The organism is Niveispirillum fermenti (assembly GCF_052474395.1).
The window spans coordinates 1,455,579-1,479,224 of record NZ_CP156681.1 but is presented as its reverse complement, the minus strand read 5'-3'; the positions used below and the strand labels follow the sequence as shown (position 1 = coordinate 1,479,224).

General features: G+C 67.1%; 21 protein-coding genes and 1 other RNA gene. 15 read left to right on the top strand and 7 right to left on the bottom strand.

All coding sequences use genetic code 11. The annotated features are described in order from the left end of the window. Position 1 precedes the first annotated feature (1 nt). The 4 genes from ABC728_RS18275 to ABC728_RS18260 all read left to right on the top strand — a co-directional run bounded on the left by ABC728_RS18275 (position 2) and on the right by ABC728_RS18260 (position 4,488). Positions 2–643 carry an elongation factor P hydroxylase gene (locus ABC728_RS18275; RefSeq protein WP_416620566.1) on the top strand — a complete coding sequence of 214 codons (642 nt, stop codon included), beginning with the start codon at positions 2–4 and terminating at the stop codon, positions 641–643. Between the two features lie 83 nt (positions 644–726). Then, on the top strand, positions 727–2,106 hold the full coding sequence (locus tag ABC728_RS18270; protein WP_416620567.1) for a pyridoxal-phosphate dependent enzyme: 1,380 nt from the start codon (positions 727–729) through the stop codon (positions 2,104–2,106). Between the two features lie 175 nt (positions 2,107–2,281). Beyond that, a complete protein-coding gene (locus ABC728_RS18265) occupies positions 2,282–3,061 on the top strand; it encodes a 16S rRNA (uracil(1498)-N(3))-methyltransferase (protein ID WP_416620568.1) in 780 nt (259 codons plus the stop codon). Positions 3,062–3,120: 59 nt separating this feature from the next. Further along, positions 3,121–4,488: a glutamate--cysteine ligase gene (locus ABC728_RS18260; protein WP_416620569.1), complete on the top strand. Its 1,368-nt coding sequence runs from the start codon at positions 3,121–3,123 to the stop codon at positions 4,486–4,488. Positions 4,489–4,691: 203 nt separating this feature from the next. Here the strand turns inward: ABC728_RS18260 and ABC728_RS18255 are convergent, their stop codons facing one another. Both ABC728_RS18255 and ABC728_RS18250 read right to left on the bottom strand, forming a co-directional pair. Continuing rightward, entirely contained in the window at positions 4,692–5,921 is a 1,230-nt protein-coding gene (locus ABC728_RS18255; protein ID WP_416620570.1) for a DUF2336 domain-containing protein, read from the bottom strand. A 79-nt stretch (positions 5,922–6,000) separates the two neighbouring features. Continuing rightward, the gene (locus ABC728_RS18250) at positions 6,001–6,801 is read right to left on the bottom strand and encodes a substrate-binding periplasmic protein (protein ID WP_416620571.1); all 801 of its coding nucleotides are present in this window, start codon (positions 6,799–6,801) and stop codon (positions 6,001–6,003) included. A 358-nt stretch (positions 6,802–7,159) separates the two neighbouring features. On the opposite strand from ABC728_RS18250, the gene zapE reads away from it, so the two are divergent. After that, positions 7,160–8,278: a cell division protein ZapE gene (zapE, locus tag ABC728_RS18245; protein WP_416620572.1), complete on the top strand. Its 1,119-nt coding sequence runs from the start codon at positions 7,160–7,162 to the stop codon at positions 8,276–8,278. Between the two features lie 32 nt (positions 8,279–8,310). Further along, positions 8,311–8,538: a ribbon-helix-helix domain-containing protein gene (locus tag ABC728_RS18240; protein WP_416620628.1), complete on the top strand. Its 228-nt coding sequence runs from the start codon at positions 8,311–8,313 to the stop codon at positions 8,536–8,538. On the opposite strand, the gene ABC728_RS18235 is transcribed toward ABC728_RS18240, so the two are convergent. Continuing rightward, a complete protein-coding gene (locus ABC728_RS18235) occupies positions 8,528–8,716 on the bottom strand; it encodes a DUF1192 domain-containing protein (protein ID WP_416620573.1) in 189 nt (62 codons plus the stop codon). The two genes, ABC728_RS18240 and ABC728_RS18235, sit on opposite strands and share 11 nt — an antisense overlap. A 93-nt stretch (positions 8,717–8,809) precedes the next feature. Here ABC728_RS18235 and ABC728_RS18230 point away from each other — a divergent pair, with 93 nt between their 5' ends. The 5 genes from ABC728_RS18230 to ABC728_RS18210 all read left to right on the top strand — a co-directional run bounded on the left by ABC728_RS18230 (position 8,810) and on the right by ABC728_RS18210 (position 12,878). After that, positions 8,810–9,805, top strand: a complete 996-nt coding sequence (locus ABC728_RS18230; protein WP_416620574.1) for an NAD(P)H-quinone oxidoreductase — start codon at positions 8,810–8,812, stop codon at positions 9,803–9,805. Positions 9,806–9,895: 90 nt separating this feature from the next. Further along, positions 9,896–10,264, top strand: a transfer-messenger RNA (tmRNA) gene (gene ssrA / locus ABC728_RS18225). 207 nt (positions 10,265–10,471) lie between these two features. Continuing rightward, positions 10,472–10,975 (top strand): SspB family protein, encoded by a 504-nt coding sequence (locus tag ABC728_RS18220; protein ID WP_416620575.1) that lies wholly within the window; start codon positions 10,472–10,474, stop codon positions 10,973–10,975. Between the two features lie 204 nt (positions 10,976–11,179). Further along, positions 11,180–11,926, top strand: coding sequence for an enoyl-CoA hydratase-related protein (locus tag ABC728_RS18215; RefSeq protein ID WP_416620576.1), 747 nt, complete (start codon positions 11,180–11,182; stop codon positions 11,924–11,926). A gap of 82 nt (positions 11,927–12,008) precedes the next feature. Next, a complete protein-coding gene (locus ABC728_RS18210; RefSeq protein ID WP_416620577.1) occupies positions 12,009–12,878 on the top strand; it encodes a MipA/OmpV family protein in 870 nt (289 codons plus the stop codon). 43 nt (positions 12,879–12,921) lie between these two features. Here ABC728_RS18210 and glgB read toward each other — a convergent pair whose 3' ends face one another. Both glgB and hexR read right to left on the bottom strand, forming a co-directional pair. Next, complete coding sequence (glgB, locus tag ABC728_RS18205) at positions 12,922–15,138, bottom strand: 1,4-alpha-glucan branching protein GlgB (protein WP_416620578.1); 2,217 nt, start codon at positions 15,136–15,138, stop codon at positions 12,922–12,924. Positions 15,139–15,237: 99 nt separating this feature from the next. Further along, the gene (gene hexR, locus ABC728_RS18200; RefSeq protein ID WP_416620579.1) at positions 15,238–16,080 is read right to left on the bottom strand and encodes a transcriptional regulator HexR; all 843 of its coding nucleotides are present in this window, start codon (positions 16,078–16,080) and stop codon (positions 15,238–15,240) included. A 378-nt stretch (positions 16,081–16,458) separates the two neighbouring features. Here hexR and zwf point away from each other — a divergent pair, with 378 nt between their 5' ends. The 4 genes from zwf to eda are packed head-to-tail and all read left to right on the top strand — an operon-like array spanning position 16,459 to position 21,148. Beyond that, positions 16,459–17,937 carry a glucose-6-phosphate dehydrogenase gene (gene zwf, locus ABC728_RS18195; RefSeq protein ID WP_416620580.1) on the top strand — a complete coding sequence of 493 codons (1,479 nt, stop codon included), beginning with the start codon at positions 16,459–16,461 and terminating at the stop codon, positions 17,935–17,937. Then, positions 17,921–18,625, top strand: coding sequence for a 6-phosphogluconolactonase (pgl, locus tag ABC728_RS18190; RefSeq protein ID WP_416620581.1), 705 nt, complete (start codon positions 17,921–17,923; stop codon positions 18,623–18,625). Before zwf ends, pgl begins: the two co-directional genes overlap by 17 nt. Before the next feature lie 42 nt (positions 18,626–18,667). Beyond that, the gene (gene edd, locus ABC728_RS18185) at positions 18,668–20,500 is read left to right on the top strand and encodes a phosphogluconate dehydratase (RefSeq protein WP_416620582.1); all 1,833 of its coding nucleotides are present in this window, start codon (positions 18,668–18,670) and stop codon (positions 20,498–20,500) included. 15 nt (positions 20,501–20,515) lie between these two features. Then, on the top strand, positions 20,516–21,148 hold the full coding sequence (gene eda, locus ABC728_RS18180) for a bifunctional 4-hydroxy-2-oxoglutarate aldolase/2-dehydro-3-deoxy-phosphogluconate aldolase (RefSeq protein ID WP_416620583.1): 633 nt from the start codon (positions 20,516–20,518) through the stop codon (positions 21,146–21,148). A 732-nt stretch (positions 21,149–21,880) separates the two neighbouring features. Here eda and ABC728_RS18175 read toward each other — a convergent pair. Together ABC728_RS18175 and ABC728_RS18170 are read right to left on the bottom strand one after the other, a co-directional pair. Further along, positions 21,881–22,411, bottom strand: coding sequence for a GNAT family N-acetyltransferase (locus ABC728_RS18175; RefSeq protein ID WP_416620584.1), 531 nt, complete (start codon positions 22,409–22,411; stop codon positions 21,881–21,883). 11 nt (positions 22,412–22,422) lie between these two features. Then, positions 22,423–23,451, bottom strand: coding sequence for an NUDIX hydrolase (locus ABC728_RS18170; RefSeq protein ID WP_416620585.1), 1,029 nt, complete (start codon positions 23,449–23,451; stop codon positions 22,423–22,425). Positions 23,452–23,646: the final 195 nt, after the last annotated feature.

The window sequence follows — 23,646 nt, the reverse complement described above, 5'->3', positions numbered from 1 at the left end:
CATGCAGCTTACGACCATCCCCCACGAGACCCTGCCCGAGGCGCTGGCGGTGCTGGCCGGCCGGCTTGCCCCCCGCAGCCGCACGGCGCGGGTGCTGGCCCGCATCGCGGCCACACGCGACCTGATCGCCCTGGGCGTGGACACCCAGGCCCACCGCGACGCCGCGGTCGATCTGGCGCGCGCCTTCGGCATCGGGGTGATCGATGAAGCGCCGCAGGATGCCTTCTCCTATGATGGCACCTGCATCCGCACCCGGTCGGAAGCCTATGTTCTGATCCACGAGGTGGCGCATTGGCTGATCGCCCCGCCCGAACGGCGCCGGCTGGTCGATTTCGGCCTGGGTGCCGGCCCGGAATCAGGCCGGGTGGCAGAGGCGGATCAGGCCATTGCCGTCGGGAAGGAAGAGCAGATCCGCGAGGAGGCACTGGCCTCCCTGCTGGGCATCCTGTGGGAGGCGGAACTGGCCCAGCCGGCCATCCTGGCCTTCCTGGAACAGAACTGGCTGGAAGGCTGGGAGCGCCCGGCCTGTGCGGAGAATCTGGCGGAGAATGTGGAAGCGCTGTTCGCCGCGGGATTGATCGATGCCGATGGGCGCCCGATCCCGCCGGAATCTTTCACGGCACCCGGACGGGCCGCAGCTTGATTTCTTTGTTCGCCCGGCCCTTGCGGTCGGGCCGTTGATGCGTTTCCCTGTTGGTCAAAACCATTTGCCCCAGGGGGGAACCCATGTCCGCGACGCCCGCTTCGGCGCCTGCCATCCTGTCCATGATCGGCAATACCCCGATCGTCCGCATCACTCGCTTCGATACCGGCCCGTGCGAGTTGTATCTGAAGCTGGAGAACCAGAATCCCGGCGGGTCCATCAAGGACCGTATCGCGCTGCGCATGATCGAGGCGGCGGAGGCGGCCGGCCACCTGTCCCCCGGCGGCACCGTCATCGAGGCGACGGCCGGCAATACCGGCCTGGGCCTGGCCCTGGTCTGCGCCGCGAAAGGCTATCGCCTGATCCTGGTCATCCCCGACAAGATGGCGACGGAAAAGATCAATAATCTGCGTGCCCTGGGTGCTGAAATCCACATCACCCGGTCGGATGTGGGCAAGGGCCATCCCGCCTATTACCAGGACATCGCGGAACGTCTGTCGACGGAAATCCCCGGCAGCTTCTATGTCAACCAGTTCGCCAACCCCGCCAACCCGCGCACGCATGAGGAATGGACGGGTCCGGAGATGCTGCGCCAGATGGATGGCGACATCGACGCGGTGGTGGCGGGCATCGGGTCGGGCGGCACCTTCACGGGGCTGGGCGCCTTCTTCGCCAAGGCCAGCCCCAAGACGCAGATGGTCATCGCCGACCCCGTCGGGTCCATCATCGCCGATCTGGTGAACAAGGGCACGCACGAGGAACCCGGCTCCTGGGTCGTGGAAGGCGTGGGCGAGGATTTCGTGCCGCCGGTCTGCGACCTGCAATATGCCAGGGCCGCCTTCTATGTTTCCGACACGGAAAGCCTGAACGCCGCGCGCGACCTGCTGCGCCTGGAAGGCATCCTGGCCGGATCGTCCAGCGGCACCCTTTTCGCCGCCGCGCTGAAATATTGCCGCGCCCAGACGCAGCCCAAGCGCGTCGTCACCCTGGTCTGCGACACGGGCAACAAGTACCTGTCGAAGATGTTCAACGACGCCTGGATGGAAGATCACGGCTTCCTGCCGCGCGACCGGCACAACGACCTGCGCGACCTGATGACCCGGCGCCACGACAAGGGACAGGTGGTGACCGTCGGGCCGGAGGATACGCTGCTGACGGCCTACAAGCGCATGCGGATTTCCGACGTGTCGCAATTACCCGTCATGGAAGGCGACCGGGTGATCGGCATCCTGGATGAAAGCGACCTGCTGTTGCATGTCGAGAAGGACCCGGCCCGCTTCCGCGACAAGGTCTATACCGCCATGGTCAACCGGCTGGAGACCCTTCCCGTCACGGCGACCATGGCCGATCTGAAGGCCCTGTTCGATCGCAACATGGTGGCCATCATCCAGGACGGGCCGACCTTCCTGGGCCTGCTGACCCGGACGGATGTCCTGAACCATCTGCGCCGGCAGTTGGGCTGAACCGCCGTTGGGGGCTCCGGGGGACAGCGGTGCGCTCCCCCGGACTATTTCCATGAAATCAGTGGATAATGCGCGGGGCGTGGGCCTGCCCTGCGGTTGACGCTGGCCGCTTGGCCGCGGGGCCGGGGCCGGCTATCTGTTGGACCTCTGACATTCCCGGAACCGACAGCGCCCCATGTCCGACGCCCTGCCCCGCACCCGGCTCTATATCGACCAGCCCCTGTCCGCAGGGGCGGCGGTGGCGCTGGATGCCGGCCGCGCCCACTATCTGCGCGCCGTGCTGCGGCTGGGGCCGGGCGATGCCGTGCTGGCCTTCAATGGCCGCGACGGGGAATATCTGGCCGGTATCGGGGCGCTGGGCAAATCGGCCGGCACATTGCGGGCCGACCGGCAGACCCGTGCGCCCGACACCGGCGCCCCACCCCCGCCCCGGCTGCTTTTCGCGCCGCTGAAGGGCGGGCGCAGCGAATATGTGGTGGAAAAGGCCGTAGAACTGGGGGCGGGCCGCCTGACCCCCGTCTTCACGCGGCGCGGTGATGTTTCCCGCGTCAACCTGGACCGGATGCGCGCCAATGCCGTGGAAGCGGCAGAACAATGCGAGCGGCTGGACATCCCCGACATTGATGACGGGATCGACCTGCACCGGCTGCTGGCCTGCTGGGACCCTTCCATCCCCCTGCTCGTCGCCGCCGAAAGCGGGGCGGCACAGCCGCTGGTGACCGCCGTCACAGCGGCCGCGGGACAGGCCGTCGCATTCCTGGTGGGTCCGGAGGGGGGATTCGACCAGCAAGAACTTGACGCCCTGCGCCGCCTGCCCTTTGTGGTGGGTGTGGGGCTGGGACCGCGCGTGCTGCGCGCCGACACCGCCGCCTTCGCCGTCCTGTCCGTGTGGCAGGCGGTGGCAGGCGACTGGCGATGTCGGCAGGCCGATATGCGCCCGCCCCATCGTGCCTGATCGCCATCGCCCCGCCGTCCCGTCAACGCGCCCGACGCTTCCCCAAGGAACCTACCGAAATGTCCGCACCCCCGACTTCGCGCGGCGAGCCGATCACCGACCGCCGCCAACTGGTGGCGTATCTGGAACAGGGCATGAAGCCGGCCGTCGACTGGCGCATCGGCACGGAACATGAGAAGTTCGTGTTCAGGGGTCCCGACCATGCGCCCGTTCCCTATGCGGGTCCCGGCGGCATCGGGGAAATCCTGGGGGAATTCCACCGCCGCTTCGGCTGGGAGCCCGTGCGCGAGGGCGACAACATCATCGCCCTGACCCAGGGCATGGCCAATATCAGCCTGGAGCCCGGCGGGCAGTTCGAGCTGTCGGGCGCGCCGTTGACCACCATTCACCAGACCTGCGGGGAGGTGGGGTCGCATCTGGCGCAGGTGCGCGCCATCGGCCAGGATCTGGGCTTCGGCATGCTGGGCATGGGCTTCAACCCGAAATGGCCGCGCGCCGACATCCCCTGGATGCCCAAGGGCCGATACAAGATCATGCGCGAATACATGCCCAAGGTCGGTTCCCTGGGGCTGGACATGATGACCCGGACCTGCACGGTCCAGGTCAATCTGGACTTCGCGTCGGAAGCCGACATGGTGAAGAAGTTCCGCGTGTCGCTGGCCCTGCAGCCCATCGCCACGGCCCTGTTCGCGGCCAGCCCCTTCATGGAGGGCAAGCCCAACGGCTATCAGAGCTATCGTTCCCATATCTGGACCGACACGGATGCCGACCGCACGGGCGACCTGCCCTTCGTGTTCGAGGATGGATTCGGGTTCGAGCGTTATGTCGACTATGCGCTCGATGTGCCGATGTATTTCGTCTATCGCGACGGACGCTATCTGGACGCCTCCGGCCTGTCGTTCCGCGATTACCTGGATGGGCGGCTGTCGATCCTGCCGGGGGAAAAGCCGTTGATGACCGACTGGTCGGACCATATGACGACCATGTTCCCGGAAGTGCGGCTGAAGAAATATCTGGAGATGCGGGGCGCCGATGCCGGCCCCTGGGGCCGGCTGTGCGCCCTGCCGGCTTTGTGGGTGGGCCTGCTGTATGACACCACGGCGCTGGATGCCGCCTGGGACATCGTGAAGGGCTGGACGCGGGAGGACCGCGCCACGCTGCGCCGCGACGTGCCGCGGCTGGGTCTGGCCACCCCCTTCCAGGGCGGGACGGTGCAGGATGTGGCACGCCGCGTCGTGGCCATCGCACGCGAGGGGCTGCGCAACCGGGCGCGTCTGGCCGGCATGGGCGACGACGAGACGCATTTCCTGGAACCGCTGGTCGCCATCGCGCAATCGGGCCGGTCGCTGGCGACGGAGATGCTGGAGAAATATCACGGCCCCTGGGCCGGATCGGTCGATCCCGCCTATCAGGAATATGCCTACTGATAGGTATCTGCATTGATCAGAACCTATGGTGCTGATCAATGCAACCATGCGCCGGGCGCCGCCCCGATGCCTGGGCTTTGGCCACGCGGCACGGACCGCGCGACGGCGGTCGCCGCCCTGCCATCGGTCAAACATTTTGGCCGATGGCGCAAGGGCATGGGCACCATGCTGGCCGGGCCTGATCCCCATGCGACCGCCCGGCATCACTCCACGCCGAAAAGCCCCAGTTGCCAGCGCATCTCGGCTTCTGTCATCGGATAATCGATGCCGTGGCGGGCGTTCAGCAGCTTGGTCGGCGGCAGGCCGGATTTCAGTTGCAAAAGCCGGGCGCAGCGCATGGACAGACCCGCCCGCCAGGCCAGCGCCGTGATGGCGCGGGCGCTCTGCGTATCGATGATCCGCTGCACCAGGTCCGGCGGCAGATCGGCGCGCAGGGCCAGCGCCTCGCGCACGAAGGGCTTGTCGCCCCAGGACAGGGCATCCCAGACGGCATTCTCATCCAGCTTGCCTTCGGCCTTCAGGCGGGCCGCCTTGGCGTCGGGCGCCTCCCGCTTCACATAATCACGCGCCCAGTCCAGCCGGCGGCGGGTCACCTCCACCACCTCCTGCCGGTCCAGCTTGTCGAACCCCTGGCCGGCCAGTTCGCCGCGGATGCTGTCCTCCACGATCCCCGCCAGCTTGCCCAGCAGGGATGGCGGCAACAGCGGCTTGGCCGCCGCCCGGCCGCTGTCGAACACGGCGAGCGGCTTTGCCACCAGCCGCGTCATGGTCCCGTCGCCGATGGCTGCACCGGGATTGGCCAGAAGGCTGGCCGTGGCCACGGGATCGCCGGATGCCGCCACGGCGTCGGCCACAGGGGACGACACATGATCGCGGCGGGCGATGGCCTCCAGCACCCAGGGAACGGGCTGGGCCGCGATGATGGCCAGCAACTCTTCATCCGGCAGGTTCACGCAGCCGCGCAGGATGGGCTCCGCCACATCGCGGGCCACGTCGCGGGCCAGTTGCCCCACCAGGGCCGGCGGGGCAACGGCCACATCGCGCAGGGCGCCGGCCAGGGCCGCACGCACCCGCACCACCTGATCGGCGGCCAGCATGGTCAGCGCATGCTGGGCCAGATCGCGGATGGCAGCATGTTCGGGTCCCGTCAGGTGGGGCAGGACCCGGGCCAGCTTGCGCGACAGCAGCACCCGAACGTCGGTGTCACTGTCCCGCGCCAGCCGCGGCGCCGCCTGTACCGGTGTTTCCGCGCGATAGGCGACGGCCCGCCGGACCAGCGGATCATCATCATCGGCCAGATAATAGAGCAGTTCCGGCGGCGTGCCGGGCTGCAAAGCCAGATCGGCCCGCGTGGCCGCATCGGGGCTGGCCGCCAATGCCTTGGCCCGTTCATAGGCGATGACCGGCCGTTCCGGATCGGGCCGGTCGGTCATGGCGGAGATGGGGGCTGAACAGGGACAACAGGCAGCATGGCGCCACGATCCCCCATCCGCCGGCACCTTTCAACCCGGATCAGCTATCACCTGTACCGACGATGCGTGCCACGGTGCCATCGGCCCGCATCGCGGCCAGCGCGGCATCGAACCGGGCCGGAATGGACGGGTCCAGCTTCGCGGCGACACTGAAGACGACATAGGCCTCCGGTCCGCTGACGGGCATGGGATGCGCCTCCACCTTGTCCACCAGGTCCAGGCGGCCGGCCCGGTCCATGGCGACGCGGTAACCGTCCAGGAAGCCGTCGATCCGGTCGCGCATCAGCATGGCCATGGCGCTTTCCCCGTTCTGGACGGCGACCAGATTGCCGGCCAGCGCGCCGTCATTGACCAGATCCTCGAACTCCTGGCTGTAGCGGCTGCCCTGTACGATACCCAGGCGGAAGGACGTGCCGGCCAGATCCCGCAGGCTGGCCAGGGGAAAGCGCGCCGCCTCGCCCCGGCGGACGACCAGCACGTTGCGGCCATGGCGCAGCGGTGCGGAATAGAGGCCGATGGCCTCCCTCTCCGCCGTCCGCGCGACACCGGCCACGGCATCCACTTTGCCTTCCTGCAACAGCACCATGGCCCGCTGGCGCGGAGCCTGTTCCCATTCCACGCGGCAATCCATGCGCCGCGCCACTTCGGCCACCAGTTCGACATCGATGCCGGCCGGCCTCCCATCCTTCAGCGACTGGAACGGCGGCAAATCGGCCAGGGCGAACCGCAGATGGCAGCCGGGCACAGCAGATGCCCCCGCGCCCGCCGACAGGACGGGCAACACCAGCAAGACCGCAAGGGCGGCCGGAAGAACACGGATGCGCAATTTCATGACGCGCATGAATGCACATAATTTCGTTAAAAATGTAACGACCAATTTGGCAAATCTCGCATGAACCATTCCGCTGCCGAACCGGTCGCCGCCGCCGCGCCGCACATGCGGCGTCGCCCAAGCCCACGGATGTGGGCGCCGACGCACGCCCAAGCCCACGGATGTGGGCGCCGGCGCACGCCCACGGATGTGGGCGCCGGCGATTGAGATGCCGGTGATCGGTTGCGATCACCGGGACTTGGCATAAGGCATTGGCGATGCGCCCGCCGGCCCGGCAAGGCTGGGTCAATGCCGCTGCACTTGTCCATCCCGGTCCCGGCCGTTACCACCTTGTGCGGAAGCCCTTGACCTTATTCGTGAAAGCGCCATGACCGACGGCCCCCTCTCCGTCTATCGCGCCCGCCGGGGCACCGGCACGCTGAAAGCCGATCCGGCCCAGGAACTGGCCGCCGAAAAGCTGGAAAGCCTGTGGCGCGCCCTGAAGGGATACCGTCCTTCCACGGGGCAGACGGGCTGGCGCGCGCGCTTCGGGCTGACCCGCCGGCCGGACCCGGCGCCGCAGGGCCTGTACATCTATGGCGATGTCGGCCGGGGCAAGTCCATGCTGATGGATCTGTTCTTTGAAACGGCGCCTGTGGCGGAGAAGGTCCGCGTGCATTTCCATGCCTTCATGCTGAACGTGCATGAGCGGATGCACGCCATCCGCCAGGAGGGCCGCGCCAAGGCCGGGGACGAGGTGGTGGAGGTGGCCCGCGAGATCGCGGCGCGCGGCTGGCTGCTGTGCTTTGACGAATTTCACGTCACCGACATCACCAACGCCATGATCCTGGGCCGCCTTTTCACGGCCCTGTTCGACCTGGGCGTCGTGGTCGTGGCCACCAGCAACTGGCCGCCGGAGGATCTTTACAAGGACGGCCTGAACCGCCAGCTTTTCCTGCCCTTCATCGCCCTGCTGAAGGAAAAGCTGGACGTGCTGCACCTGGCATCCGAACGGGATTACCGGCTGGCGCGGCTGATGGGCGCCAAGGTCTACCATTATCCGTTGACGGCCGGCACGACAGAGGCCATGCGGCGTACCTTTGCCGACCTGACCGACGGGCAGGACCCGCAGGCCACGCATCTGACAGTTCAGGGCCGCACCGTGGAAGTGCCGCGCAGTGCCAAGGGCGCGGCCTGGTTCACCTTCGACGAATTATGCGCCCGCCCGCTGGGAGCCGGCGATTACCTGGCCATCGCCACACATTTCCACACGGTGCTGATCGACATGGTGCCGCGCCTGGCGGAAGCGCAGCGCAACGAGGCCAAGCGCTTCATGACCCTGATCGATGCGCTGTATGAGCACAAGGTCAACACCATCATCGCGGCCGAGGTGGCCCCCGAGCGCATTTATGCCGAGGGGACACATGCGTTCGAGTTCCAGCGCACCGTCAGCCGCATGATGGAAATGCAGGCTGAGGATTACCTGGCCCGCCCGCACCTGACCTGACCGGGCCCGAAGGGAGCGACGCCGTGACCGAAGTGCGCAAACGCTCCGTGATGATCGCCGGCCATCCGACCAGCGTGACGCTGGAGGAACCGTTCTGGGAGGCCTTGAAGGAACTGGCCGCCGCGGAGGGCATCGCCGTGAACCTGCTGATCGAACGGGTGGACGCAACGCGCACGGGCAACCTGTCCAGCGCGCTGCGCGTGCATGTGCTGGCCGCATTCAGAAAGACCGCCGCGCCAGACCCCGGCCCTATCGCTTGAAGAAGGCCTGCGCCGCGGTCTGGACATCCTGCTTGTCCTTGATCGCGGTGCGGACACGCACGATCTCCGCTTCCAGGGCGGCGATATAGTCGTTCAGGTCACCGATGGACAGGCCCGCCAAGTCGACGGGTTTGGACGGCTTCCTGGCGGGAAGCAGTTCATCCAGGTCGAAAGCCATCGTCGTTCCCCCTGTCCCGGTGCCTTTGCCTTGCTGCCATTGTGCGGTATCAGACCATGGATCGCAATCATCCGCCAAAGCCAGGAGAACCCCATGACCCTGCCCCAGACCATGCGCGCCGTGGAAATCCGGGAGCCCGGCGGACCGGAAGTGCTGGTCCCCGCCACCCGCCCCCTGCCCGTGCCGGCCGCCGGCGAGGTGCTGATCAAGGTGGCGTTCGCCGGGGTCAACCGCCCTGATGTGATCCAGCGCCTGGGCCAGTATCCGCCGCCGCCGGGCGCCAGCGACCTGCCGGGGCTGGAGGTGGCGGGCACCATCGCGGCGGTGGGGCCGGAAACGACGGGCTGGCAGATCGGCGACACGGTCTGCGCCCTGCTGGGCGGCGGCGGCTATGCCGAATATGCCACGGCGCCGGCCGGGCAGTGCCTGCCCCTGCCCGACGGGCTGGACATGGTGCAGGCCGCCGCCCTGCCCGAAACGGTCTTCACCGTCTGGACCAACCTGTTCGAACGGGCGGGGCTGGTGTCGGGCGAGAGCGTGCTGGTCCATGGCGGAACCAGCGGGATCGGCACCATCGCCATCCAGCTTGCCAAGGCGATGGGTGCCACCGTCTTCGCCACGGCCGGCGGGCCGGAGAAGGTGGCCGCCTGCACGACGCTGGGCGCGGATCATGCCATCGACTATCGCAGCCAGGATTTCGTCGCCCTGGTGAAGGACGCGACGCAGGGGCGCGGCGTCGACGTGGTGCTGGACATGGTGGGCGGCGACTATCTGCCCCGCAATATCGATTGCCTGGCCATGGATGGCCGCCATGTCACCATCGCCTTCCTGCGCGGCCCCAAGGTGGCGCTGAACCTGACCCCCATCATGCTGAAACGCCTGACCCTGACCGGCTCCACCCTGCGCGCCCGGACGACGGTGCAGAAGGTGGCACTGGCCACGGCCGTGCGGACCCATGTCTGGCCCCTGGTCACGGCCGGCAAGGTCCGCCCCGTCATCGCCGCCACCTTCGCACTGGAACAGGCCGCCGACGCCCACAGGCTGATGGAAAGCTCCACCCATATCGGCAAGATCATGCTGCGGATCTGACGGCGTACCCATCTGCATCGATCAGGACCTGTCGTTCTGATCGATGCGGCCCTGAAGGCGCCGGGCGAGAACCCGGCCGGGCTCAAGATCCCCCTTTAATCCGGCGGGCGGACCGACTATATAGGTCTTGTCGGGTTCGCCCGACTATGGAGATAAACGCGGTGTGGAATAGACGTTGCGGACCCGGGGGCGGTACCCGGCGCCTCCACCATTCACCGTCGGCCGGCCCCTGATCGGGCCAAGGGCCGCCGGTTCATGGGGGCGAAACAGGATCGACGCGCGTAATAAAGGCACAGTCTTCTCTCGGCATGATACCGCCGTTATCGGGTCAAACCTCATAGATGCCAACGATAACTCGGCGTCTGACCTTCGCATGGCTGCCTAATTCCCCCTAAAGGGCGTTAGTCAGTTTGCTTAAGTCGCAGCCCGGGGGGAGCTGGGCAACAGAATCCCCCCACCTTCCATCTTTGCAGATGCATCTGCACATATGCATGTGTGTCTGCACATGCGCATGCCCCCGTCGTGCCCGTGCTTTACCGCATGGCTGTGCAGGCCATACCCGCCTTTTGCGCCCGAGGCTTGATTATCCGCCCGTAATAGGCTTGTCTGGTTCCGTGGGGGACGGCAATCTGCCGTCGCGTTCGTTACCAGGGGTTCAGGTTACAGATGTCGCAGGAAATGCTCCGCTATGACCGCATGGTCGAAGCCGCCAAGCGTGGCGTGGTCAGACAGGCCCTGCGCGAGGTGCTGAGCCGTGGCGGGCAGTTGCCGGGTGAGCATCATTTCTACGTCACCTTCCGCACCGATGCCGAAGGGGTGGAACTGCCGGACTATCTCCGCGCCAAGTACCCGACGGAGATGACCATCGTCCTGCAGTATCAGTTCTACGACCTGATGGTGGAGAATGACCGGTTCGGCGTGACGTTGAGCTTCGGCGGGGTGCTGCGCCGTCTGGTGATTCCGCTGTCCACCATCATCACCTTCGCCGATCCGTCGGTGAACTTCGTCCTGCAGTTCCAGCCGGACGACGCACCCGACGTTCTGGTGGAAGAGGAGACGGAGGCGGAACCCCCTGTCGCCACCGACGAGCCCCCTGCCGACGATGACCAGTCCGATCAGCCCAAGCCCACGGGCACGGTCGTGGCACTGGATGCTTTCCGCAAGAAGTAACGGCCGGCCGGGCTTGCCCGCACCGCCCCGGAGCATCGACTTCACGACGACCGGTAGAACGAAACCGCCATCCGGACCGGCTGGCGGCCGCTGGGAAATTGCGCTGCCGGCCCCTTTCCGCACGGTCGTGCGTTTCGTCTTGACGTGGCTGGCGGCTTCGGGCGTCCTGATGCCAACCAAAGCCGAGCCCGGAGGGATAACGCCATGACCGACCATGTATTGGTGAGCGACGCCGATGCGGTCCGCACCATCACGCTGAACCGCGCCGACAAGCGCAATGCGTTGACGGCCGCCATGTATGCCACCATGGCCGAGGCCGTGCGCACTGCGCCGGATGCCGGCATGCGCGTCATCCTGTTCGAAGGTGCGGGCGGCTTCTTCACGGGCGGCAACGATATCGGCGACTTCCTGGCCAACCCGCCATCCAGCGAGGATGCGCCCGTCTTCCGTTTCCTGGCCCAACTGGCGACGACGCCGCTGGCCCTGGTGGCTGCGGTGGAAGGCATGGCGGTGGGCATCGGCACCACGATGCTGCTGCATTGCGATCTCGTCTATGCCGCCCCGGATGCGCGGCTGCATGTGCCCTTCGTCGATCTGGGGCTGGTGCCGGAGGCGGCCAGTTCGCTGCTCATGCCACGCACGATGGGGCATGCCCAGGCGGCCCGCATGCTGATGCTGGGCGAGCCGATCGGCGCGGAGGAGGCGCTGGCCACCGGCATCCTGTCCGGCATCGTGCCCACGGCCGATCTGTCTGCGCACGCTCGGGCCAAGGCCGCGGCCCTGGCAGCCAAGCCGGCCGGCGCGCTGCGCCAGACCAAGGCGCTGATGCGGCCCGATCAGGCGCTGATCCTGGACACGATGCGCAAGGAGGCCGGCATTTTCGGTGCCTGCCTGCGGTCGCCGGAGGCCATGGCGGCGTTCCAGTCCTTCATGACGCGCGGCAAGCGCTGATCCGTTCGGGGTAGTGGCGGCGGGGACGGCAATGCGATAGAGCTATGCCGCCCCTGCAACAAACCGGTCCGTCCGTGCCCCGATGATGCGCCGCCTTCTCGCCCTGAGCACCGCCCTGCTGGCCCTGTCCGGCAGTGCCGCCGCCCAATCCGCCCTATTCGGGATGGAGACGACGAACGACACGGCCCCCCTGTGGGAAGCCAGCCTGCTGGCGGCCGGCGGTTACATCGCCCACTACCCGGCCGCATCGGAGGGCCAGTTCAAGGCCCTGCCCATTCCCTTCCTGATCTATCGCGGCGACCATCTGCGCATCGGCGATGATGGCTTCATCCGCGCCCGCCAGGAAATGGCGGGGGGGCGGCTGGAACTGGATATCGGGCTGGACGGGTCCTTCGATGTCGACAGCAAGGACAACAAGGCCCGCAGCGGCATGCCGGACCTGGACCTGCTGATCGAGGCGGGACCGAAGCTGACCTGGCACTTCCTGCCTGGGGATGCCAGCCGGCAGATCGACCTGGGCGTCGAACTGCGCGCCGTCATCGCCACGCGCTTCATCGGCTTCGATTACGAGGGGATCACCCTGAACCCCGAATTGAGCTGGTTCGAGCGGTCGCTGGGCGGCACGAAGATGCGGGGCTATGCCTCCATCGGTCCCATTTTTGGCTTCGACGGCGTGAATGATTATTTCTATCAGGTGGACCCGGTCTATGCGACGCCGGATCGCCCCGCCTACCGCGCACAGAACGGCTATATCGGCACCAAGACGACGCTGGGCCTGGCCTATCCGGTCACCGAACGGCTGCTGGTGTTCGGCGCGGCCCAGGTCGGCTATTACGGTGGCAGCGCGAACGAGGACAGCCCCCTGTTCCGCGAGAAGACCAATGTCAGCGTTGGCGCCGGCCTGCGCTGGTCCTTCTGGCAGTCCGAAGCACGGGTGCCCGTGATCAGGTAGTTGTACGGCTTTCCTTCGCCTGGAAAGCCACGCCGCCAGCCGGTCAGCCCGGCACGAAGACCAATGCGGCCAGCGGCGGCACGGTAATTTCAGCGGAGCAGGGCTGGCCGTCCCAGGGCAGGGACTGTGCCATCACGCTGCCGCCATTGCCGATGCCGCTGCCGCCATAGGCCGCGGCATCGCTGTTCAGCACCTCCTGCCAGCGCCCCGGACGGGGCAGGCCGACGCGGTAGCGTTCGCGCGGGACAGGCGTGAAGTTCAAGACCGTGACGGCCACGGCATCCCCGGCCATGCCATGCCGGCTGTAGGCCAGCAGGCTTTCATCCGCGGCCCCGCCCTTGATCCAACGGAACCCCTCCGCCTCGCAATCGCGCTCGTGCAGGGCGGGGATGTCCCGGTAGATCCGGTTCAGGTCGCGGACAAGGTCGCGCACGCCGCGATGCCAGTGGCCGCCGAACGGATCGTCCAGCAGATGCCAGTCCAACTGGCTGTCATGGTTCCATTCTCGGGCCTGCGCGAACTCCCCGCCCATGAACAGCAGCTTCTTGCCCGGATGGGTCCACATGAAGCTGAAATAGGCGCGCAGGTTGGCGAATCGCTGCCAGTCGTCGCCGGGCATGCGGGCCAGCAGCGAACCCTTGCCATGCACAACCTCGTCATGGCTGAGCGGCAGGATGAAATTCTCCGAAAAGGCGTAGAGCAGGCCGAAGGTCAGGTCGTGATGATGGTGGCGGCGGTGGATGGGGTCGCGCTGCATGTATTTCAGCGTGTCATGCATCCAGCCCATGTTCCATTTATACCCGAAACCCAGGCCGCCGGCATGGGCGGGCTGCGATACGCCGGGCCAGGCGGTCGATTCTTCCGCAATGGTGATGGCCCCGCCGCCCTGCCCCTCATCGGTGCCATAGACCAGGGCGTTCATGGCGCGCATGAAATCGATGGCTTCCAGGTTTTCCCGCCCGCCATGGCGGTTGGGCACCCATTCCCCTTCCTTGCGGCTGTAATCCAGGTACAGCATGGATGCCACGGCATCCACCCGCAGCCCGTCCACGTGATAATGACGCAACCAGAACAGGGCGTTGGCGGTCAGGAAATTCGTCACCTCGTTCCGGCCGAAATTGTAGATGGCCGTGTTCCAGTCCGGGTGATAGCCCTGGCGCGGGTCGGCATGCTCGTAAAGGTGGGAACCGTCGAACCGGTAGAGCCCATGGGCGTCGGTGGGGAAATGGCCCGGCACCCAATCGATGATCAGACCGATATCCGCCTGATGGCAGGCATCCACGAAGGCCTGGAAATCGGCCGGCGTGCCGAACCGCGCGGTGGGCGCGAACAGGCCGAGGGCCTGATATCCCCACGACCCGTCAAACGGATGCTCATGCACGGGCATCACCTCGATATGGGTGAAGCCCATGTCGCGCACATAGGGCACCAGCAGCGCCGCCAGGTCGCGCCAGTTCAGATAGGAACCGCCATCCGGGCGCCGCCACGAACCGGGATGCACCTCGTAGATCGAAAGCGGAGCATTGCGGGCATTGCGGGCGGCCCGGGCCGACAGCCATTGCCCGTCCCGCCATTCATGCCGGTCGATCCGCGTCACGATGGACGCGGTGGCGGGCCGGAATTCGGCAGCCTGCGCATAGGGGTCCGCCTTCAGCGGCAGCAGATGGCCCGCCGCGTCCAGCAATTCATATTTGTAATGCGCCCCCTCCGCCACGCCGGGAACGAACAGTTCCCAGATGCCGGCGCCCAGGCGCAGGCGCATCGGATGGATGCGGCCATCCCAGCCGTTGAAATCCCCCACCACCGAAACGCGCCGCGCATTGGGCGCCCAGACGGCGAAGCGCACGCCGGACACACCATCGATCACATCCAGATGCGCGCCCAGCTTCTCATAGGCGCGCCAATGCCGCCCCTCCCCCAGCAGGTGCTGGTCCATTTCCCCCAGCAGGGGCGGGAACCGGTAGGGGTCGTCGATCTCCCACACGGCGTCGCCACGGTGCAACCGCAGCCGATAGCCGGTCGCCTGTTCCAGCGTCAGCGTGCCGTCGAACAGGCCAGCCGGGTCGATGCGGGCCAGTTCCAGCCGGACGGCCCCGTCGGGGCCGATCACGGTCACGCGGTCCGCGTCGGGGCGCAACACCCGCAGCGCGACCCGGTCCGACCCGTCATGGAACCGGTGCGGTCCCAGCACCGCGAAGATGTCACCATGGCTGGCACCGGTGATGGCGGCGATCTCGGCGGCGGAAAGGGCAAGGGACATTGGCGGGCCTGGACAGGGAAGGGGTCGGTCTGTTTACCATATTTCCGGGGCAAGGGAGATGGGATCGACAACCGCCGCCACCCGCTCCCGTCCCGCCCGTCAGCCCCGCTGGGTCAGCCGGCGCTCGCGGATCGGCCGCTTGGACCGGGCAAGGCTTTCCGCCAGGTTCACGCCCTTGCGCAGGGCGACAGCCACCTGCAGCACGTCCAGCATGGCCAGATGCGCCAGACGGCTGACCATGGGCGTGTACATGCTGGTATCCTCCACCACATCCACCAGCAGCGACACGGTGGCCTTCTCCGCCAGCGGGGACCCGCCGCTGGTCAGGGCCACGACCTTGGCCCCGCTGTCCAGCGCCAGATCGACCGACCGCAGCAATTCCCGCGTGCGGCCGGTATGGGAGATGACCAGGGCCGCCGCGTTCGGCCCCAACAGGGTGGCCGACATGGCCTGCACATGGAAGTCGGTATAGGCGACGCAGGGGATGCCCAGCCGGAAGAACTTGTTCTGCGCATCCATGGCCACCACGCCCGATGCGCCGAAGCCGTAGAATTCCATGCGCTGCGCCGCGGTCAGGATGCTGACCGCCTGTTCCAGCGCCTCGGGATTGGTGTGGTTGCGCACACGGGTCAGGGACGCGATGGACCGGTTCAGCACCTTGGCCGCCACATCAACCACGGGATCATCGGGCCGCACCTCCTCATGCACATAAGGGGTGCCCGTGGCCAGGTCCTGGGCCAGGCGCAGCTTGAAATCCTGGAAACCGGCACAGCCGATGGACCGGCAGAAGCGCACGACGGTGGGCTGGCTGACCTGCGCCTCGCGCGCCACCTCCGCCACAGAGGCGTTGACCACCGAATGCGGGCGCTTCAGCACCACTTCGGCGATCTTCTGTTCCGACCGCCGGAGACCGGCCTGCATGCCGCGGATACGTTCAAGCACGGTCGCGCTCCCCAAACCTTCAAATCCGAAAGGGCCGCGGGCGATGCGGCGATGTAAGGGAATTACACGAAATCCATCGGGATTTGGCAAGGCCGGCATATCGGCGGTAATGGCGGGGCACGGTTGTTTCCCCCGCTTTGATCATTGCGCGTGCAAAATGCCTTTCAGAGGGCATGGAACGTAGTAAAGTTACGCCGCAGCGCAGCGTGGCGGGACGAAACATGCGCACCTTAGCCGGAATCGCTATACTTGCACGTAATGCCCGCTTGCCCCGGACTGTAATTCTGCTACATTCACAGGCAGAGGGCCGCGCGGGGTTCCGCGCGGTCGCGGCCGGAGAACGGCTGGAAAGACGAAGAAACGGGCGGGCCGGGTGCCATGGCTGATGTGATGCAGGTGAACCCCTTCGATTACGTGGTGTTCGGCGGTACGGGCGATCTCGCCCTGCGCAAGCTGATGCCCGCGCTCTACTATCGGGAGCGCGACCATCAGTTGACGGACGACAGCCGCATCGTGGGCGTGTCGCGCACCGACCAGGGCACCGCGCAGTTCCGCCAGCAGATTGCCGCGGCGCTGGAACAGTTCGTGCCGGCCGACGATATCGACCCCGCCGTGCTGGACCGGTTCCTGGGCCGCATCGCCTATGTGGCGCTGGATGCGACCAAGCCGGACGGCCACTGGCCGCAACTGGCCGAGGCGTTGAAGGACGGGGGCGAGAAGGCCCGCGTCTTCTATCTGGCCACCTCCCCGGCGCTGTTCGGCGCCATCTGCCGCAACATCCGCCAAGCCGGCCTGATCTGTCCGAAGACGCGCGTCGTGCTGGAAAAGCCGATCGGCAAGGACCGGGCATCGGCCAACGCCGTAAATGACGAGGTCGGCGCCATCTTCAAGGAAGAGCAGATCTTCCGCATCGACCATTACCTGGGCAAGGAGTCGGTGCAGAACCTGATGGTCCTGCGTTTCGGCAACGCCCTGTTCGAGCCGTTGTGGAATGCCGGCTATATCGACCATGTGCAGATCACCGTGGCCGAGAAGGTGGGCGTGGAGGGGCGGGCCGAGTATTACGACAAGGCCGGCGCACTGCGCGACATGGTGCAGAACCATTTCCTCCAGTTGCTGTGCCTGGTGGCCATGGAGCCGCCTTCGTCGCTGACGGAGGACATGATCCGCAACGAGAAGATCAAGGTGCTCCGCGCCCTGCGCCCCATCACGGTGCAGGATGTGAAGGCCAAGACCGTGCGCGGCCAGTACCGGCCCGGCGCGATCGAGGGCAAGTCCGTCCCCGGATATCCCGACGAACTGGGCAGCAGCTCGAACACTGAAACCTTCGTCGCCATCAAGGCGGAAATCGACAATTGGCGGTGGGGCGGGGTGCCGTTCTATCTGCGCACCGGCAAGCGCATGGCGACCCGCTATTCGGAAATCGTCGTGCAGTTCAAGGCCGTACCCCATTCGGTGTTCGATCGTGGTGCCGGCGAACTGACCGCCAACCGGCTGGTCATCCGCCTGCAGCCCGACGAGGGCGTGAACCTGTCCATCATGACCAAGGTGCCGGGCCCCGGCGGGTTGCGCCTGCGTTCCGTGCCGTTGAACCTTTCCTATGCCGAAACGTTCAAGGATCGTTATCCCGATGCCTATGAACGGCTGCTGATGGATACGGTGCGGGGCAACCCGTCCCTGTTCATGCGCCGGGACGAGGTGGATGCCGCCTGGGCCTGGATCGACACGATCCTGAAGGGCTGGAAGGATGCCGACCAGGCGACCGAACCCTATCCGGCCGGAAGCTGGGGGCCGCTGTCGGCCGCCCTGCTGCTGGCCCGCGACGATCGGCGGTGGAACGATGCCGAATATCAATGAGTTCAAGGCATTCGCCGACAAGCCGGTATTGGTGGCGGCGCTGGCCGACCATGTCGCCGCGACGATCGTGGCAGCCGTCGCCGATCATGGCTGGGCCTCGCTGGTCCTGTCCGGCGGCTCCACGCCGGCCGACCTGTTCGTGCGGCTGGATCGCATCGACCTGCCTTGGGACAAGGTCTATCTGACCCTGTCGGATGAGCGCTGGGTCGATCTGGACGATCCGGCCAGCAACGAGGCGATGGTCCGCCGCACCCTGGCCACGGCCGTGGCCGGGGGGGCAACCGTCGTCGGGCTGAAAAGCGTCGGTACCACGCCGGCCGACGGCCTGCCCCGCACCAGCAGCCGGCTGGCCACCATGCCACGCCCCTACGACCTTGTGCTGCTGGGCATGGGGGAGGACAGCCACACGGCCAGCTTCTTCCCCGGTGCCGCCGGCCTGGAAGAGGCGTTGACCGGGTCGCTGGGCCTGGCGGTGGCGGCCGTGGCCCCGGTCGGGGGCGTGCCGGCCCGCATCACCCTGACCCGGCCGGAATTGCTGCGCACACAGCAGGTGATCCTGCTGATAACGGGGCCCCGCAAGAAGGAGGTCCTGGAAATGGCGCTGCAACCCGGCCCCATGGAGGCGGCCCCCGTCCGCGCCGTCCTGCACCAGGAACAGGTTCCCGTTTCCATCTGGTGGGCGCCGTAACCCCCGTCCATGACCGGGCGCCCCTGAAGGAGGAAGTTCGAGATGACACAGGACGCCATCCGCCGCGTCACGGACAGGATCGTCGGGCGCAGCGTCGCTACCCGATCCAGATATCTGGAGCAAACCCGCGCCGCCGCCGGCAAGGGTCCGCGCCGCGGCACGCTGGCCTGTGGCAACCTGGCCCATGGCTTCGCCGCCTGTGCGCCCGATGACAAGGCCAAGCTGAAATCCGGGATGGAGCCGAACATCGCCATCGTGTCGTCCTACAACGACATGCTGTCGGCGCATCAGCCGCTGGAGCGCTATCCGGCCCTGATCAAGGACGCCGTGCGCAAGGTGGGGGCCGTGGCGCAGTTCGCGGGCGGCGTGCCCGCCATGTGCGACGGCGTCACCCAGGGGCAGCCCGGCATGGAACTGTCCCTGTTCTCCCGCGATGTCATCGCCATGTCGACCGCTATCGCGCTGTCGCACAACATGTTCGATGCGGGCCTGTATCTGGGTGTGTGCGACAAGATCGTGCCGGGCCTGTTCATCGGCGCGCTGTCCTTCGGCCATCTGCCGGCGGTCTTCGTGCCGGCCGGCCCCATGACGTCCGGCCTGTCCAACCCGGAAAAGGCCAAGGTCCGCCAGCTCTATGCCGAAGGCAAGCTGGGGCGCGACGCCCTGCTGGAAGCGGAGTCGCAGAGCTATCACGGGCCGGGCACCTGCACTTTCTACGGCACCGCCAATTCCAACCAGATGATGATGGAGATCATGGGCCTGCACCTGCCCGGCTCCAGCTTCATCAACCCCAACACGCCGCTGCGCGACGCGCTGACGGTGGCCGCCGCCGAACGGGCGGCGAGGATCACGGCGCTGGGTGACGAATATACCCCCATCTGCGACGTGATCGACGAGAAGGCCATCGTCAACGCCGTCATCGGCCTGATGGCGACGGGCGGGTCCACCAACCATGCCATGCATCTGGTCGCCATGGCCGCCGCTGCCGGCATCCTGATCGACTGGCAGGATTTCAGCGACCTGTCGTCCGCCGTCCCGCTGCTGGCCCGCGTCTATCCCAACGGCGTGGCCGATGTGAACCATTTCCACGCGGCCGGCGGCATGCAGTTCGTCATCTCCGAACTGCTGGACAACGGCCTGCTGCATGGCGATGTGAAGACGGTGGCCGGTGATGGGCTGGATGCCTATCGCCAGGACGCCTTCCTGGACAATCACGGGGTCGCCACCTGGCGCCTGGGCGTCCGGCAGAGCGCCGACACCAAGGTGCTGCGCCCCGTCGCCGACCCGTTCGACAGCACGGGCGGCATGCGGCTTCTGTCCGGCAATCTGGGCCGCGGCGTCATCAAGGTGTCGGCCGTGAAGCCCGAACACCGGATGATCGAGGCGCCTGCCGCCGTGTTCGACAGCCAGGACGACCTGCAGGCCGCCTTCAAGGCCGGCGCGCTGAACCGTGATGTGGTGGCCGTGGTTCGGTTCCAGGGGCCGCGCGCCAATGGCATGCCGGAACTGCACAAGCTGACCCCCGGCCTGGGCGTGCTGCAGGACAAGGGGTTCAAGGTGGCCCTGGTCACCGACGGCCGCATGTCGGGGGCCAGCGGCAAGGTGCCGGCCGCCATCCACATCACCCCCGAATGCCTGGGCGGCGGCCCGCTGGCCAAGGTGCGCGACGGCGACATCATCCGTCTGGACGCCGAAACCGGGGAATTGAACGTGCTGGTCGATGCCGCCGAATTCGCCGCCCGCACCGTGACCATGCCCGACCTGTCGGGCAATGAATGGGGCATGGGCCGCAACCTGTTCGGCGCCTTCCGCGCCGCTGCCACCGGCGCGGAGCAGGGAGCCTCCTGCTTCGCCGCACCCGCAACCACCGCCTGACCGGACCTGACCCCGATGCGCATGGATATCGACCACATTGCCAGCCTTGCCCCGGTGATCCCGGTCATCATCATCGACCGGCTGGAGGATGCCGAGCCGCTGGCCAAGGCCCTGGTGGCCGGCGGCCTTCCCGTGCTGGAGGTGACGCTGCGCTCGCCCGCGGCCCTGGATGCCATGGCCATCATGGCCAAGGTGCCGGGCGCGGTCGTCGGGGCCGGCACCGTGATCGACAAGGCGCAGGTGAAGGATGTGGCCGACGCGGGCGCCAGGTTCATCGTCAGCCCCGGCGCCTATCCCGACCTGGTGGATGCGGTGCTGGACAGCACCATCCCCTATCTGCCCGGCGTCGCCACCCCGGCAGAGATGATGTATCTGCTGTCGCGCGGCATCCATCACCAGAAACTGTTCCCCGCCACGGTGGTGGGCGGCATCGACATGCTGAAGGCCGTGGCCTCGCCCCTGTCGAAGATCCGCTTCTGCCCGACCGGTGGCATCACCGCCTCCACAGCCCCCGATTTCCTGGCCCTGCCCAATGTCATGTGCGTGGGCGGGTCCTGGGTGACGCCGGCCAGGCTGGTGAAGGATGGCAACTGGGCGGCGATCACCGAACTGGCCCGCCAGGCCGCGGCCCTGCGTCCGGCGGGATGACTTTTCACACGCCCGGTACCGCGCCCCAGCGGGGCCGTACCGGCCATCAGGGTCCTCTACGACCGCCGTTGTCCGGTCATTTCACGGCGGTCGACCTTGTGGGCGGTCGGGGTCATCCCCGGCCGCCCTCCTTTTTTTGCAGGGTCCGCCCATTTACGCGCCAGTGCCGCCCTTTTGGGCAAGGTTCATGCCGCCACCATCCCGGTCCGGCCGTCCAAGTGCCTGATCCTGAAGGCCGGGCAACCGGCACCACACTTGGCACGCGATTCGCAATCCGGTTACCCGCACATGCGGCGGAGATATTGGGCTCTCCACCGGCTGGCGACAGGCGGGCAGCATGGTGTGGAATTGGGTCCGTGGTGGGGCCCGACCCGGGTGGCGGCGTCGGCTGGCAGGTTTCCTGCCACCGGCGCCGTTTTTTTCGGCCCGGGTGCCGATCACCGGCAATACGGCTCTAATACTATTTTGCGGTGACCAGAACCTATTGGTTCTGGTCACCGCCCTCAATTGCCGGCGCCAACATTCGTTGGCTTGGCTGCACCGCACGAGCGGCGCGGCGGCCGTCGCCGCCGGACCAACTTGCGATGAGTTCTACTCATCGCAAGTTGGTATAAGCAGATTTTCCGAACGCCGCCCACAGATGGGCGGGCTCGGAAAATCTGCAAACCATGGAGTCGGCAGGTTCCTCCAGGCCAGGCCAGGCCATGTGTGGCCCGATCTGGAGGAACCTGCTTAGGCGGCCGGCGACCGATACAGCACGTGCCGGCACAGCGGATGGTCCGTCGCCAGCGACGGATGGTCGAAATCGCCATCAGCGTCACGGATCAGACCGATCCGCTCCATCACGGCCCGGCTGGCATGGTTGCCGACAGCGGTGATGGCCACGATATCGGACAGGCCTGCCTGCCGCCGGCCGAAATCAAGCGCCGCGCGGGCCCCCTCCGTCGCCAGGCCGCGCCCCTGCCATGCCGCGCCCAGACGCCAGCCGATATCGATGGCGGGGGTGAAATGCGCGTCGAACCGTGTGGGCTGCAACCCGATCATGCCGACCAGACCGCCCCCGTCCCGCAGGCACGCCGCCCAATAGCAGAAGCCCAGCCGCTGCTGATACTCCTGCTGCCGCGCGATGGCAGCAGCCGTCATGTCGCGTGTGATGGGCCCACCCAGCCAGCGACTGACGGCGGGATCGGCATTGATGGCGGCCAGGGCCTCCAGGTCCCCGTCCCGCCAGGGGCGAAGGATCAGACGGTCGGTTTCGATCATCCCCACCGGCCTCAATCCACCATGCGGACCTGCGGCAGGCCGATGCCGGCCGCCACCCGTTCCCGCAGCACGTCGCGGCGGAACCGGTGCAGCTCGGCCGGCCGCCCGCCCGTTCGGGCCTCCTGCGTGCCGGTAGCCTCCACCAGCCCGCCGGCCAGCACCAGTCGGCGGAAATTCTGCTTGTGCAACTGCACGCCCGACAGGGCCTCCACGGTGCGCTGCAGGCGGAACAGGGTGAATTGCGGCGGCAGCAGATCGAAGACCAGCGGCCGGTATTTCAGCTTGCCCCGCAGGCGGCCCAGCGCCACCGCCAGGATGCGCCGGTTGTCCTGCGCCATGGGCGACCCCATGCGGGCGGCCAGACCGGGTTCATCCAGATGGCCATTGTCCAGGACCAGCCCCAGGCGCTGGCGGATGGCACGGTCGCGCCGCGCCTCCTCCACCAGCCCGGCGCTGTATAGAAGCTCGTAGCGCTCCAGCACGCGCTCGGTGTCCCACAATTCCTCCTCCGCGAAGGTGGTGGAGACACGCTCGGCCCGGGCCGCGGCGATGGCGGTGTCCGGCGCGGCGGCGATCCAGCGCGACAGGGCGGGCGCAATGGTCCGGGTCAGGATGTCCGGCTTGCCATCGCGCCAATCCTCCCAGGGGAAGTAATCGTACCAGTCGTGCCATTCCGCGGCCCCGCTGCCCGACAGCGGCGCCTCGCGCGCCAGCGCCATATAGCCCACGGAAACTACACGCGGCCCCCCTTCCAGCTCGCGCGGGTCACGGTACTTGTCCCCGAAGGTATAGAGCTGCTCGACATAGCGTAGCGGCAGGCCGGTCTGTGCCTCCACCCAGCGGCGCAGGCCCTGTTCCAGCGTGCGGTCGCGCTCGGCCGCGAACGGGCCGAAGGGCAGCGCGTCCAGCCCTTCGGTGGCATCGCGCTGTTCGGGGGTGGCCAGATTGTGCGTCATGCGCCGCACCACCAGCACACGCGGCACCTCGTCCGTCACCGCGACGATGACGGCGGTCAGACCCAGGACGGTCGAGTCGGCCATGGGCACGGGTGCCTTTCCCCCTCTCCTGCGGTGCCGCGCTTGGCAGCGGATTCGAAAACAAAGCCGCAGTCGCTTGTAAAGCAATGGAATGCCGTATACCAGCCCATCGGCGGCATTTGCGTTTCGGTTCTCCGAACATCACCGCCAAGGCCTTTCTGCGGACACATAAATGGCGCAAGGTGCCCCGGCAAACCG